The 15,730-nt window shown below is 43.9% G+C and carries 9 protein-coding genes; 1 reads left to right on the forward strand and 8 read right to left on the reverse strand.

Translation table 11 applies throughout. The annotated features are described in order from the left end of the window. Positions 1-402: 402 nt before the first annotated feature. On the forward strand, positions 403-3,432 hold the full coding sequence (locus tag QEP08_RS14580; RefSeq protein ID WP_285059098.1) for a DUF2723 domain-containing protein: 3,030 nt from the start codon (positions 403-405) through the stop codon (positions 3,430-3,432). Between the two features lie 266 nt (positions 3,433-3,698). Here QEP08_RS14580 and QEP08_RS14585 read toward each other — a convergent pair whose 3' ends face one another. From QEP08_RS14585 to QEP08_RS14620, 8 genes are all read right to left on the reverse strand, one after another. Beyond that, the gene (locus tag QEP08_RS14585) at positions 3,699-4,664 is read right to left on the reverse strand and encodes an acetyl-CoA carboxylase carboxyltransferase subunit alpha (RefSeq protein WP_285059100.1); all 966 of its coding nucleotides are present in this window, start codon (positions 4,662-4,664) and stop codon (positions 3,699-3,701) included. A 136-nt stretch (positions 4,665-4,800) separates the two neighbouring features. Further along, complete coding sequence (locus QEP08_RS14590) at positions 4,801-5,490, reverse strand: GDSL-type esterase/lipase family protein (RefSeq protein ID WP_285059102.1); 690 nt, start codon at positions 5,488-5,490, stop codon at positions 4,801-4,803. 46 nt (positions 5,491-5,536) lie between these two features. Then, positions 5,537-6,871, reverse strand: a complete 1,335-nt coding sequence (gene glpT, locus QEP08_RS14595; protein WP_285059104.1) for a glycerol-3-phosphate transporter — start codon at positions 6,869-6,871, stop codon at positions 5,537-5,539. Between the two features lie 53 nt (positions 6,872-6,924). Further along, entirely contained in the window at positions 6,925-7,827 is a 903-nt protein-coding gene (locus QEP08_RS14600; RefSeq protein ID WP_285059105.1) for a glycerophosphodiester phosphodiesterase family protein, read from the reverse strand. Between the two features lie 19 nt (positions 7,828-7,846). After that, the gene (locus QEP08_RS14605; protein ID WP_285059106.1) at positions 7,847-9,259 is read right to left on the reverse strand and encodes a calcineurin-like phosphoesterase C-terminal domain-containing protein; all 1,413 of its coding nucleotides are present in this window, start codon (positions 9,257-9,259) and stop codon (positions 7,847-7,849) included. Between the two features lie 78 nt (positions 9,260-9,337). After that, complete coding sequence (locus QEP08_RS14610; RefSeq protein WP_285059108.1) at positions 9,338-10,891, reverse strand: DUF5689 domain-containing protein; 1,554 nt, start codon at positions 10,889-10,891, stop codon at positions 9,338-9,340. A gap of 34 nt (positions 10,892-10,925) precedes the next feature. Beyond that, complete coding sequence (locus tag QEP08_RS14615) at positions 10,926-12,380, reverse strand: SusD/RagB family nutrient-binding outer membrane lipoprotein (protein ID WP_285059110.1); 1,455 nt, start codon at positions 12,378-12,380, stop codon at positions 10,926-10,928. Positions 12,381-12,391: 11 nt separating this feature from the next. Continuing rightward, positions 12,392-15,646, reverse strand: coding sequence for a SusC/RagA family TonB-linked outer membrane protein (locus QEP08_RS14620; protein WP_285059112.1), 3,255 nt, complete (start codon positions 15,644-15,646; stop codon positions 12,392-12,394). Between the last annotated feature and the right edge of the window lie 84 nt (positions 15,647-15,730).

Consider the following 15,730-nt stretch of genomic DNA (forward strand, 5'->3'; position numbering starts at 1 on the left):
AAAATCAACCGGTTATTACACATCAATAGCGACCATTTAATTCTCTTGTTATATCCCCGATGATATTTAAATAGTTCTTTTCACTTGCTGAGCGCTTTCCGCATACCTGCTGCGCAGCTTCTGCGCTTAAAGTACCCTTTATCGCGGCCGGAGCACAGAAGGACCGCAGAAAGTGTGCAGAATAGCGCAGGAAAAACAACTGTATAGCTATATCCGTATCGGACCGGTCAGTGCTGTCGAAAGACGGCTCAATTATTTGCTCCCGTTTGCCATTACCGCAGCCCCGGCAGGCAATCGATTAAAAATTGTTAAACTCGGCATTACTTTACCCGATTATCAATCTTATTCTTTATTTTCGGCAGCAATTAATAGCCTTATTAGTAGTAATCACTTGATAACGAAATGAATTATTCGAAGATTAATAACATCACTGGTTGGATTTGCTTTGCAATAGCCACGATCACCTATATTTTAACATTAGAACCATCAGTTAGTTTTTGGGATTGCGGCGAGTTTATTGCCTCTGCTTTAAAAATGCAGGTGGTGCACCAGCCGGGAGCACCTCTGTTCCTGATGATACAACGTTTCTTCTCCTTATTTGCTTTTGGTGATGCAACCAAAGTAGCTTATTTCATGAATGTGGGTTCTGCAATAGCCAGTGGCGCGACAATTTTGTTCCTATTCTGGACCATCACTGCGCTTGCTAAAAAAGTACTGATAAAAGAAAACGAAGAAATCAGCAAAGCCAATATGATCAGCATCATGGGTGCCGGTTTAGTGGGTGCTTTGGCCTATACATTTTCAGACAGTTTTTGGTTTTCGGCAGTTGAATCAGAAGTATATGCGCTGTCGTCTTTGTTCACTGCAATTGTATTCTGGGCCATTTTAAAATGGGAAGCAGTGGCCAACGAACCTCGTGCCGACAGATGGCTGCTGTTTATCGCCTACATTATGGGTCTGTCCATCGGTATTCACCTGCTCAACTTGTTGACCATACCTGCAATCGCATTCGTTTACTATTTTAAGAAAACAAAAAAAGCCACTACTTCCGGTATTTTTAAAACCGGTATCATCGGCATACTGATCCTGGCTGTAATCCAATACGGCATCATTCAATACCTGGTATCGCTTGGCGCTTACTTCGATCTTTTCTTCGTGAATACTTTGGGGATGGGATTCGGCTCAGGCGTTATTTTCTTCGCTATTGTATTGATCGGGGCATTGGTTTGGGGCATCAGATACTCCATTAAACATCAGAAAAAAATCCTTAACCTCGCTTTGCTTTCTACGGTACTGATCATCTTCGGCTACGGCTCTTTCGCGATGATCATTATCAGGGCCAAAGCAGATCCTAACTTAAACAACAGTGATCCTGACAATGCATTTTCTTTCCTGGGCTATCTGAACAGGGAACAGTATGGTGACAGGCCATTGTTGTTCGGGCCGAATTATAATTCACAGCCGGTTGAGGTCAAAGAAGGCAAGACATTGTACAGAAAAGGCGCAGATAAATACGAAAATGCAGGCAAAAAGAGCGAGTATGTCTATGACAGAACTACTCCTTTTCCACGCATGTACAGTGATGATGCCAGGCATGTAGGTTATTATAAAGACATGCTGGGACTGGATGATGCACATTTTCCAACGCTAATAGACAATGTCCGCTTCTTCTTTAGCTATCAGCTTGGGCTCATGTATACGAGGTATTTCTTATGGAACTTCGTGGGCCGCCAAAATGACGACCAGGGTCAGGGCAGTGCCTATGAGGGCCAGTGGCTGAGCGGAATAAAACCTATTGACGGTTTGCTTTTAGGCAGTCAAAAAAACCTTCCGCCTACAATCGTAGACAGTAAAGCTTACAACAGGTTCTTTTTCCTGCCACTGATTATTGGTTTACTTGGTGCTATATGGCATTTTAAACGCAGTCAAAAGGACGCCGGTATCATAGCCCTTTTGTTTTTCTTTACGGGCATCGCCATAGTTTTATACCTCAATCAAAAACCGATGGAACCGCGGGAGAGGGATTATGCCTATGCGGGATCTTTTTATGCTTTTGCCATATGGATAGGTTTAGGTGTACTGGCACTAAGAGAATGGCTGAGCAAAAAGCTTACACCCGCAAATGGTGCTATACTGGCTACAGCTGCGGGTCTGCTTGCCGCACCAGTGATCATGGCTGCACAGGGCTGGGATGATCATGACAGGTCAGAAAAAATGGTAGCTCATGACATCGCTGTTGATTACATGGAATCCTGTGCCCCGAATGCGATTTTATTCACTTATGGTGATAATGATACTTACCCGCTTTGGTATATCCAGGAAGTTGAGAACGTAAGGCCGGACATCCGTTTGGTAAACTTAAGTCTGTTTGATACGGATTGGTACATCAATGGCATGAAGCGCAGACAAAATGAATCTGAGCCTTTGCCGATCAGCATGAAAGAGTCCCAGTATATTCAGGGCGTGAGAGACGTCATGTATTACCAGGACTACAAACTCGCAGGTTCTGTTGAACTCAGCAACATCCTTGCGATATTGCTTTCTGACAATGATGCTGACAAAATAGCCCGTCAGGATGGAAGTAAGGATAATTTCATCCCTACTAAAAACTTCAAACTTACAGTAAACCGTGAGGATGTACTCAAAAATAACGTTGTCGCTGCTGCTGACTCCGCAAAAATTGTCCCTGCCATGGAATGGACCTTCAACAAAAACTATGTGACTAAAGGAACACTTGCTATGTTTGATATCCTGGTACACAACAACTGGAAGAGGCCGGTCTACTTTGCAAGTACAGTTCCTTCAGAACAATATAACGGACTTGACAACTATTTGTATACCGAGGGCCTTGCGTTGCGACTGAGACCTCTTAAAGTAGACACTACCCTTGGCAGATCTGACCTGATCAATACTCCGGTACTTTACAATAACCTGATGAACAAATTCAAATGGGGCAATGTGAAGACTGCAAATTACCTGGATACACAGTCTGCTGATGACATTTCTATATTTACCAATCTTTTCAACACCGCTATGAGCGGATTGTTAAAGGAAGGAAAAATTGAAGATGCTAAAAAGGTGGCTGACCGTTATTTCCAGGTAATGCCGGATAGGTTCTATGGAATGAGGTCTACGATGGGCGCTTATTTCATGTCTGAAAATCTGTATGCGATCGGTGATGTGAAAAGGGCAAACCAGTTGATCGAAAAGTCTGCAGTTTACATTAAAAAAGAGCTGGACTATCTTGCGGATATTTCTGAAAGCAAGAATAAATTTACGGGTGGGCAGAATGTTCAGCTGGGTATGTCATTCTTAAACCAAATGGCGAATATAGCTGAGAAAAACAAGCAAACTAAGCTGAGTAAAGAGCTGACAGATGAGTTTAATTATCTGGAAGGCAGGTTTAGTAAGTATTTTGCGGCGCAACAGTAGTAAGCTCGCAGCATGATGGAAAGTAAAGCGGCAAAATATTGTTAGCTATACAGACGACGAAGGCCCCAGATGATTATCTGGGGCCTTCGTCGTTATTTCTCAATTTATTTCGATCAGGTTGCTTTCAATAACCTTCTCGGCTTCATACATTAACTCATTTTCTCCCTAAATTAGCGCCAGAAGCGAGTGTTCTGTGAACAGGCATAGCGTTGGTCCCGATTCTTCATCGGGGCTAAATGCAGCCGGAGAACAGAATGCGAGCTTACTTATCCTTCTTCAACAACCCCCATTGCACAGAATTTTTCAATCCTTGTCGCAATCATCTTGTCTACCTTTTCTTTTTTAAGTTCCTTCAGGTCTTTTAATATCTGCTCTTTAACCGTTGCCGCCATCGCCTCCGGATTCTGATGTGCACCTCCCAGAGGTTCTTTGATGATACCGTCAATCAATTTGTTTTTAAACATATCATCAGAGGTAAGTTTTAAGCATTCCGCAGCTTTCTCTTTATAATCCCAGCTTCTCCACAAGATAGACGAGCAGGATTCAGGAGAAATTACAGAATACCAGGTATGCTCCAGCATGTATACTTTATCGCCAATCCCAATTCCCAGCGCACCGCCCGAAGCGCCCTCACCTACTACAAAGCAGATGATAGGCACCTTCAATATTGACATTTCCAGCAGGTTTCTCGCAATGGCTTCTCCCTGTCCGCGTTCCTCGGCTTCCAGTCCGGGATATGCCCCCATAGTATCTATAAAAGAAATGACAGGCTTGTTAAATTTCTCCGCAAGTCTCATCAGGCGCAGCGCTTTCCTGTAGCCTTCCGGATTGGCCATTCCAAAATTACGGTATTGTCTTTCCTTAGTATTCTTACCTTTCTGGTGACCGATGATCATTACGGTTTGTCCGTCTATGCTGGCAAAGCCTCCAATGATCGCTTTATCATCTTTTACAGTCCTGTCTCCGTGCATTTCTATGAAATCGTCGCAGATCAGACTGATGTAATCCAGTGTCTGCGGTCTTTCAGCGTGGCGTGACATCTGAACTTTTTGCCAGCCCGTAAGATGAGTATAAAGACCCTGCCGGGTTTCTTCAAGCTTCTCTTCAAGCTCTGTTATTGTAGCAGACATATCTACTTTTGTTTTATCGGCAACCTGTTTTACCTTTTCGATTTGCTGTACAAGTTCAGCTAAAGGCTTTTCAAAATCAAATGATGTTTTTATCTGTTCCATAAGCGGGCTGTAAAAATAGGAATTTTCTTTATCATTTCATGTCCGGGCAATATTTATTACCACAACCTCGCCTTTAGCATACACAACACTGGTATCCAAAAAGTGTTTGGTCTTTTTTAAGGCCTGGAAATAATAATTATAGGTATCCGCCGCTCTTCAAAATCTCGGCCCATAGCTGATAACCTTCAGAAATCAGGTGTAATCCATCTTTTGTCAAATTGGCTTTTAAATGATTGTTTTCATCCAAAAACTTAGGATAAAGATCAATAATTGTCACCTTTTTGGCGCTAAGTTTTCTGATCTGATCGTTCAGCCACAGGATATGCTCATCCTTCCCGTAGTGGTTTTTAAACTTGCCGAAACTGCTGTTTACAGGCAGCAGGGTATAGAAATAAATCTCAGTACGTTTTGAGCCAGACCTTATCCTGTCGATAATCCGCTTATAATTTCTCAGGATCAGGCTGTCAGGAATGTTTCTTGAAATGTCGTTAATGCCTATCAAAACAAATACTTTGGCCGGCTTGCGGGCTATAACTTCATCAAGCCTTTCCAGAACACCAAAGGTAATGTCCCCGGAAATACCCCTGTTCTTTGCCTTGGGGAGATTTAAAAGTTTGGCCCAGTCAGTCCCGGCGGTGATGCTGTTTCCCAAAAAGACAATGTCTTTTTTTGATTTTGTTTCGGCCATAAATTTAGTGACCTGCTCTTTGTATTTTCCTGGCCTGTAAGTACTGTCCCATTTTACTTCCTGCGCCTTTAGTTGCACCACGACAGTGGTGAAAAAGAAGACCAGTATTACTTTGATTAGGTTTAACGGATATTTCATCAGCGGTTTATTTAAAATATTTTATTTGACAAAACTAATTCGAAAACTAGGCATCCAGCAGATTTCTCTTTTCCCTGTTCCAGGTTAGTGCGGTAAAGAACACCGCAAGAACGCAGGCTGCAACAATCACCTCAAAACCGCCGTCCCAACCCCATTTATCCACAACAAGACCGATAGCGATATTTGCGAATAAGGCACCGCCCATGTATCCAAACAAACCGGTCAGCCCTGCAGCTGTTCCCGCTGCTTTTTTGGGTACGAGATCAAGTGCCTGAACTCCGATAAGCATTACCGGGCCGTAAATTAGAAAGCCAATAGCGATCAGGGCGGTGTTATCTATCCAGACATTTCCGGGGGGATTTTTCCAGTAAACAAGTACTGCCACAAGTACCAGCACCATATATATAACGGTAGCCGGAGCCCGGCGGCCTTTGAAAACCTTATCGCTGATCAACCCGCAAAGTAAAGTCCCTGGGATACCCGCATATTCATATAGGAAGTATGCCCAGCCCGACTCTTTTAGCGAGAAGCCTTTCACTTCTTCCAAAAAAGTTGGCGCCCAATCCAGAATGCCATACCTTACCAGGTAGACAAAAGCATTCGCGAATGCGATATACCACAACATCCTGTTGTTGAATACATATTTGAGAAAGATCTCTTTGGCTGAAAGCTCTTTTTCCTGGTCAGCAGAGTAGTTCCTGGGATAGTCGTTCTTATGGGCCTCGATAGGGGGCAACCCGCAGGATTGCGGGGTATCTCTGATGAGCAGGAACCCAATCAATGCAAAGACGAGGGCAATCATTCCGGGAAAATAGAACTTACTGTGCCAGTCTGAAAAGATCTCTATGGCTAAAATGGCTATCGGACCAACAAGTCCCCCGCCCACATTGTGCGCTACATTCCAAATGGACATCATTGTCCCGCGTTCTTTAACCGAATACCAATGCACAACCACCCTGCCGCATGGCGGCCAGCCCATTCCCTGAAACCAGCCATTTAGGAACAATAGCAGAAACATCACAGCTATGGACGATGTTGCAAATGGAACTACACCCATCAGGATCATGGTCAATGCGGAAAGCACCAGGCCTGCGGTAAGGAATGTGCGGGCGTTACTTCGGTCAGAGACATTGCCCATCAGGAATTTACTTAAACCGTAAGCGATGGACACACCAGACAAAGCAAAGCCCAACTGGGCCTTGTTAAAGCCCTGGTCAATCAGGTCGGGCATCGCCAATGAGAAATTTTTGCGTACGAGGTAATAGCCGGCATAGCCCAGAAAGATCCCCAGGAATACCTGGAGGCGAAGTTTCTTATATTCAGGGTCGATCTTGCTTATGGACAAAAGTTCCCTGTGGGCTGCTGGAGAAAAGAATTTCATACTTATTTGGTTAGGTTAGTTTTATAGGTTTAGTGGGGTGGTCTGCGCTGCGTTTAGTTGACCAGCAGGTCTGGATAATCAGAGATGATGCCGTCAACTTTCAGTTGTTTCAGCTTATCAACGTCTTCTTTAGTATTGGGTGTCCAGGGAATTACTTTTACATTTCGCGCATGACATTTCTTGACCAGTTCCTCATTGACCATTTTATATTCGGTACTCAGGATGAAGGGGTCAAAACCAAGATCACTCAGGTTTTCTTCCACAGTCTTTTGATTATTTACCAGAAAGGATGTCCTGACATTTGGATATTTCATATGCAGAATCTGTAAAGTTCTTTTATCAAAAGACTGGATGACTACAAAAGGGCTGATCCCTTTTTTTTCGATCACATCCATTAAAAGTTTGACAAAGGTCTCCGGATCCGGATTGGTAACACCATCACCTTTAGGGCTGCATTTGGTTTCAATATTGTAAAACATTTGCTTTTTACTCCTGGTATAAGTCTGTACCGAATCAATCAGGTCAGCTAAACGTGGTATATAAGTCTTTATTTTTTTCTGCTTCGGGAAACCTGTAAGCGGCTTGGTACCGATGTCAAAAGTTTTCAATAAAGAATAGTCCATTTGGTATACTGGATATTTTTTGGAGTCCGCGGCTGGTATTTCCTTACCTTCCGGAGTCAGCATAAAACCAGCACTCAGATAATCATCGTGGGTAACGACCACTTCTCCGTCTTTGGTGATATGGGTATCCATTTCCAGAGTGGTAACGCCGATGTCCACAGCATTTTTCATAGCAATTATGGTATTTTCCGGCATTAAACCCCTGCCGCCCCTATGGGCTTCAGTACTAAATGCCGGAAACTTCACAACTGCTCCCCGGTTTGCTTTATTGATGGTTTTACAAGCAGACAGACCCACCAGGGCAAGGGCCGCTACACCAATTAAATTCTTCATTTCTTAATGTATTTCTAAATTACGCATCTATTGCAGCCGTATATTTTTCTCCAAAACAATCTGTTGCTATCACTTTGATTTTTTTCGGTCCCGGTTTGAAATGTGCCATAAACAAGTGGTCCATCATTTTGGGTTCCGGAAAAGATCTGCCCGCAGGCATTTTATCTCCTTTATAGAGTTCTACCGATAACGGATCAAAACCTTTCTGCTGCTGGAGCAAACCCATAGGCTTGTCGTCCAAAAAATACTCCACTTTCCATTCGGGATCCCAGTTCCAGACATTTGCAATTATCCTCTTCTGATCGGTCAGCGTATCTGCATAGAGACTGATCTGTCTGGTCCTCTCCAAACCCGTTGATTTGTAATACCATTTAAGATCAGTACCGTCTACTTCATATACACCATATCCCCTTGGTGTACCATCTTCGCAGATCGGTCCGGTCCACCACGCGCCGCAAACGGCTCCATGGTTGTGTTCATAAATCCCATTTGTGATCTTGTTGACGTTGTAATGGGTATGACCGGACATGATGTGCACGTTTTTATAACCGGTCAGCAAAGCATATAAAGCACTGTTGTTTTTAACGGCATTGTGAACCGGGATATGCAGGTTAATGACCAGCAGCTGATCTTTTCCCACATGCTCCAGGTCCTTTTCCAGCCAGCTGAGCTGATCTTCGGAGATATAGCCGTCGTAAGTACGCTCCACGCCCAGGTACCTCACATCATCCAATACTACATAATGCGCTTTCCCGCGGTTAAAAGAGTAATAGGTCGGCCCATAAGTGGCTTTAAAAGTTTTGTCAGAGGTTTCATCTCCTCCCTGCCTGTAGTCCATATCATGGTTGCCTAAAGCCTGGAAAAACGGAATTCCCATTTTTGCCACAGCTTCGTTGTAATCCGGAAACAAAGCATGGTTGTCCCATACAATATCTCCAACACAGATGCCGTGCACCAGAGCATTGGACCCGAGCCTACCGATCAGCTGCTGTACATCGGGAACTGCAGTTTCCATCATTTGCTGTACATCTTTTTTATTTTTAACCTGTGGGTCTGCCCAGATAATAAAATGGTGCTTACTATCGTCTTTTTTGAGGCGGGTAAGCCTAAAATCATACTCGTTACGGCTGCCCAGTGTTTCGTATTGGCGGGTTACGTTATAATCTGTTTTAAATTCGTAACCTGAAGGCGTACTCATAAATATATTGGTAGCTTTCGGATCTGTGGAGATGGTATAGCTGCCTTTGGCATCGGTGACAACCACCGAATATCCGTCAGAAATCACCACGTTTGCCACTCCTCGTTTTCCATCGGTTACGCGGCCTTTTATCGTATTGGTTCTCTGCAGACCTGAAAAAGCGTTGCTCTGCAGGCTGATAAATGCACCTCCGGTAATGAGGCCGGCTTTTTTTATAAAGGATCTTCTGTTCATAACAATTGGGACTTCAATAGATCAATGGGGTATGTATTAAATTAAAGCCGGCTTTGACACCGGCTTTATGAATAATTATTAATTGGTGAGTATGGTTACCTCTCCATTCTCAATAGCTGATAATGGTGTATCCATGGCCATCTGGAAGAATACATGTGCTCTTGGTGTCACCCAGGTTTTAGTTGTTGCATTAAACACACCTCCAAGCTTGGTGAATTTTCCAAGATCAGCAGGGTTTTGGTGTGGAATTACATATAGATTTGTTCCCTGATAAAAGAAGGGCTGCGCTGTTGAGGTAGCTGGATCTACAGGGTTATAATGGTCGTTTTCCGGAATGCGGTAGCCATTGTTATTAGTTTCATCATAGATTGTAGTTTTTCCCGTACCACCAAAGAAAACCGCATCAACAGGGACAGACTCCTCAGCCACATTAATTCCTTCAAATATAGCAATGCCGCCAGCATTACCGCTATTTGGTAGCAAGCCTCCGCTTTTTGCACCAAAGCCATCACCGTCGTTTGTTACATAAGCGATGCTTCTTATCCATTTGGCGTCGCTGATCAGCGTAGAGTTTGGTCCGTTTATCCGTTTATTGCTTCCGCCGACATAGAAAAATTCGCCCTTGGTCACCGATCCTGAAGTCAGATTAAATTTATATGTCCTTCCTCCTCCGGTAGCCCATCCGCCTGCCGGAGCAGTACCAGCGTAAGGCGCAGCGCTACCCGCATTGGTACAGGTAACTACAGCCATCGGTGTCTTTTCAAAATCTATATCCCTTGTTGCAAGAAACTGAAAGTATTCGTAATTGCCATCTCCACCTTTTGCATCGCTAACAAAACCGGTAATGATAACTGGGAATTTGCCCAGCTGCGGTCCGTTTGGATCCACCGGAGCCACGCGGTCAGTAATATCCGCACCGGTCCGTGGCCATACCTGAACAACAGGAACACCAGCACTTGTTTGACCCATCATTAAAATTCCGGTAAATGTCGCAGTTGCAGGGACTTCGGCATCAGCAAAACTTGCGGCAGGTTCCGTGTGCAGTATCACGCTGTCAGCACCGTTTACCACACTTTTATCTCCTGCAAAAGTATCGCCGATTGCCGGCATAGGATTAATCGTTCCTGCAGTTATTTTAACAAGCGTGCTTTCAAAATCACCGGGTTTTAGATTAATGCTGTAACTGGAGGTCGACTGGATATTCATCCTGTTTCCTTCTGATATTTTTTTGATTGATGTGGCCGTAAGCCCTTTGATCTGAAGGGCGCCATTAACTTTGGTCAGTGTCTTTCCTTCAATTTCAATCAGAAGAGAATCACCAGGTTTATAATCAGAGGTATTGTCAAGGCTGAGTATTATCCCCCTGATTTTACTTCTTCTGGTACTTTGTAGCACCACAATACCAGCAGGAACATTCCCTGAATCCGGATTGGAAATCACTATTCCTGAAATTTGATAGGCTCCCATCAGGCTGTTTCGGTCTAGAATAAAATCTGTGCCCTTATATAAACCCCGTACATCTTCTAAGGAAGTGATCGGGCTCAAGGTACCTGCTGCATAATCATGCTTTTTGCATGCAGACCAGATAACTGTCGTGCAGAACAGTAGGAAATATAATAATCTTGTTTTCATAACAACGAATTTTTTCTTTAATGCTTAATATAAATTAAGGTCTTTGCCACCAAACCAAAGTATTAATATTATCCGGGCCCTGAGCAGCAACTGCGGCCCTGTAATTATTTCCATTGGCCGCCTGAACATATACAGGATAGGTAAGCCTTGCCGGCATTACACCTCCGTTGCCCAGTCCAGCGCCTTTGGGAAGGGTAGGATAGCCTGTACGGCGGTATTCAAACCATTGCTCCATACCAGTGAAGAACATCGCATAATACTTTTGAATATGAATAAGCTCCATTTTCTGCTCCATGGTATAATTATCATCCCATTTTACTTTTTCAAAAGTCAGGTAATTGGCGGGAACAGTATATCCCCAAAAGGTAATGCCATTTGTTGCCCCGGTTTCATAATAGGTTTTAGCAGGATTTGCAGCGATCCATCCTTTTATCGCTGCCTCAGTAAGTATTAGCTGCAGTTCACTATAGTTCATAATATTACCTAGCAGCGGTTCTGTCATCAAGGCCACAGGAAAAGCAGATTTACCTTCCGGGGCCTGTCCCACAGGATAGCCACTTGGAATCCCTTCATAGTCGCCCTGGTATAAAGAAGCCCACCTCTGGATTCTTGGATCGCTCCTCTCATTTAGATTATCGACAAAAAAGCTGGATAACTTAGGTCCGTACCAATCCCCATCCCGCCAGGTTGCAAAAGGAGAAACATATGGCGCGGTGCCGGTCCACCTCAAAACAGCTGAATCATCATTGCTGGTCATTATTGGATATTCAGTAGCTTTCGTGTCAACGATCTCCTTGATCTTTTGTATAACCGGAAGCTCTGCTTTTGAGGACACCCTTAATAACAGTCTTAAAAACAATGAATTACCAAACTTCCTCCATTTTTCACGGGATCCTGCATAGATCGGATCGCTGGCAGAAGCGATAGCGTTCGCAGTGGAGTTTGCCGGTTTCAACAACGTGTTCGCATTCTCCAGCATCTGGAAAATTCCATCATATATATCTTTTTGCTGGTCAAACTTTGGTGTAAAATTCCCCTCTTTTGCTTTATTGGATTCCGTAAATGGCACATCGCCATAAGTGTCCGTTAGCATTGAATATATCCAAGCCTGACATATCAGTGAAATTGCCTGGTAGGAGGGGTTTAATATATCTTCCCCCCCCTGGTAGATGTCCTTAAAATTGGTAAGCTGCGTATACCATTCATTCCATAGATAATCTGCCTCAGCAGTCCGCACTTCGTACCGAAAGATCTTTCCTTCGGTATCACCCATGTTTACAGTAACCTGCATCAGTTCATTGTTTACCCGCTGACTGCGGCTCATATTTGCGATGACCACATTAGCCAGCGCGGGAGCAAGAAGCGATTTAGGCAAAACTTTTTCCTGTGTATTAGGATTGGTGTTAATCTCCTGAAAATCTTTCTTACACGAACTTGTTATAATGGATAAGCCCAGTGCCATTATAGCTATATATTTAGTCTTTTTCATTATTTTTTTAGTTAGATGCCGATTACCAAATTCAAACCGAATGATCTTGTAGAAGGAAATTGTCCATACTCAAAACCTTTATTAATCTCTGCGCCGCTCAATGTTCCGAATTCCGGATCGAAGACAGGCCATTTTGTCACCGTGAACAAGTCTCTGCCATATACCCCGATAGTGGCACGCTGCAATCCAAGCCGGCTAGCGATTTTCGGCGTAAAAGTGTAATCAAGTCTCACTTCCCTCAGTTTTAGAAAGTCGGTTGAGTAGGTCGTTCCTTCGACATTATCACGTCCATAATGTGCTGTATAATAGGTCCAGGCATCCCGTCCTATTACGTCATTTGGACGAAACGTCCCATCCGAATTTTTCTGTACGCCGTTGCCGATAATTCCATTGTAACGGCCGGGCAGCGTATTCACTGTTTTGCCTTGTTCGGCAAGTGCCGCAGCTGACAATGAGTAGGCTTCTGCACCATATTGGGCATCCAGCAGGAAATTCACAGATATTTGCTTGTATTTGAATGTATTGCCAATGCTGGCCTTCCATTGTGGGTTGGTATTTCCAATATACATCATGTCACTGGTGATCATCGGATAACCATTGGTGTCATAGATGATCTGTCCCTCCGGCGATCTCTGGTACGCCCGGCCATATAGATCACCCATACTTCCGCCAACTTTTGCGATGATTGAACCCCTGCTCCCGGGACCATTCTGAAGTATTAGGCCCTCTTCAAGTTCTGAAGGGAGTTCCACGACATTATTTTGGTTTGCTGCGAATGTTCCAAAGATGTTCCAGTTGAATCCGGTCTCGCTTTTAAATGGTGATCCGTTTAAGGCGACCTCTATACCGCTGTTGGTGATCATACCTGCATTGACCACCGCTCTTCTCCTGCCTGATGAAGCATCAACGATGGTAGACAGTATTTGGTTCTTTGTGTTTCCCGAATAGTAGGTGATGTCTGCTCCAATCCTGTTGTTAAAAAAATGCAGGTCAGCCCCAAATTCATAACTAGTTGTAAATAGGGATTCTAAGTTTGGATTAGCCAGAGTAGTAGAATTTGCCGCCCCGCCAGGAAACTGAGGAAGATAGGTATAAGTATCAGATGTTAAATAAGCCTCGGTTCCGCCGCTTCCTACTCCAGAAACTGACGCCCGGAGTTTTGCATAGGAAATGGACTTAGGCAATTCAAAAAGTTCTGAAAGAATGATACTTCCGTTCAAAGATGGATAAAAGAACCCGGTTCTTCCGGTTCCTAGTGGAGAAGCGAGGGCACTGTTCCAATCCCATCGGGCTGTTGCGTCCAGAAACAGGAAGTCTTTATAGGCCCCTGTAAACAAGCCATAAAAGCTGTTCAAGGCGTACTTACTCTTGTAGGGAATGGCCAGAATTAGCCCTGCAGCATTGGCATGCTTAAAGATGCCTGGATATGCTAGTGAATCTGATCTGAGGTCATCCCGAATATAACGGTTACTGGTCATGCTTCCGCCACCTGTTGCGCTTACGGTAAAATCCTGATTTAATTTTTTATTGTACCGCAACAGGAAATCACTTGTCACCTCTTGTGAAAAGATGTTTTGGGTACGGTACATTCCTTTATTAAACTTTTCCGTATCATATGGCCGCTGCTGAGAACGCTGGTCCTGTGCGAAATCAAGTGATGTTCTCAGCATTACGCTTAGCTCTTTTGTGAAATTGTAGGTTGCCTGAACATTGCCTGTAATCCCGTTCCGGTTAGATTTGTTCAGCATCTGATTGGCAATCAAATATGGATTGTCAGGGAAAGAGCTAAATGGATAACTTTGTTTTATGTTTTCCTGGCCTGGTAACCAGTAATCTTTTAGCCAGTCGATATTGGCACTCGGTTCCCAGAAGAGGTACCAGTACATTATCGACTGGTTGTTATATCCTGTTGATGGTAAATTATCACTCCATTTATTGGTATAATTTACTTTAGCAGCAATCTGAAGCTTGTCATTAACCTGTTGGCTTACTGAGAGCGCCACGGTATTCCGCTTATAACCCGTATTTGGAATGATCCACGAATTATTTACATTGGTCGCAGAAAAACGCGCTGTTGTTTTTTCACTCCCGCCATCTACGGTTACACTATTGGTAAACGTTTTCCCTGTCTCAAAGAAGCGTCTTGAATCGTTTACATATGGAACCCATGGGGTTCTTACCGTTGCTTTCGTATGGGTAACCGGATCATATTGGTAATATTCCTGCCCGTTGAATTTTGGTCCCCATGCAGAACTTGTACTTCTTGTACTTGATCCGTCTTCTGATGCATTGTAGGAATAATAGTTATCACCTTCTACACCCTGACCATATTCGTATTGAAGGTCGGGCCAGCGATTTACATTTTCTATCATAGAATTAGATGTAACGGTAACGCCTACCCCCTTTTGCTTATGTTTACCAGACTTGGTAGTGATAATTACGGCCCCATTTGCGCCACGCTGACCATAAAGGGCGGCAGCTCCCGGACCTTTAAGAACGGTTACATTTTCAATATCCTCTGGGTTGATGTCCCCAAGGCCGCTACCAAAATCTACCGGGGTCTCTTCTGCAAGGTAACCCGAACCGCCATATCCTGTAGCACGGCCGCTTCCCTGATTGATAATTACACCATCTACAACAATAAGCGCATCATTATTTCCGGTCAGATTATTCTCACCTCTAAGGATAATTTTATTAGATCCGCCGGGTCCTCCATTAGACCTTACCAGGTTCAGACCAGCAATTTTGCCGGATAGCGCATCTGTCCAGTTATTGGACAACGCGCCGGTGAGCTGTTCGCCCTTTACTGTAGTGGTTGAATATCCTAATGCCCTCTCTTCACGTTTGATACCTAAAGCCGTTACCACTACTTCATTCAATTGATTATTTGCAGCATTCAGCCTGATGTTTACATTACTCTGATTGTTTGATGCCGTATGCTTTACAACTGCATAGCCCACCATGTTAAAAGACAGCTCCGCTCCTTTCTCTGCGATAACTGTGAAGTTTCCATCGGCGTTGGTCACACCCAATACTCTACGCTCATTGTCTGTAACGGTAACTCCGGGTAAAGGCTGATTGTCAGCTCCGTCTCTTACTGTCCCCTTCACGGTAACCCTTTCCTGAAAAGCAACGTTACCGAAGGCTGCAACTGGCGCGGCCTCAAGTATCTGGGGCGACTGCGTAAAGGCTAATGCACATGCAAAAAGCACGTACCCGGAGACCCTCTTCGCCCGCATGTAATTGGTAAAATTTTTTCTCATCATACTATTTATTTATTTGGTTTTTTTGGTTCGTTCGCATTGCGGAATTTCGTTTCATTTCGATTTTATTTTTTCCGCAAATATCCA

It is taken from the genome of Pedobacter ginsengisoli (assembly GCF_030244015.1).
Lineage (GTDB): Bacteria > Bacteroidota > Bacteroidia > Sphingobacteriales > Sphingobacteriaceae > Pedobacter > Pedobacter ginsengisoli.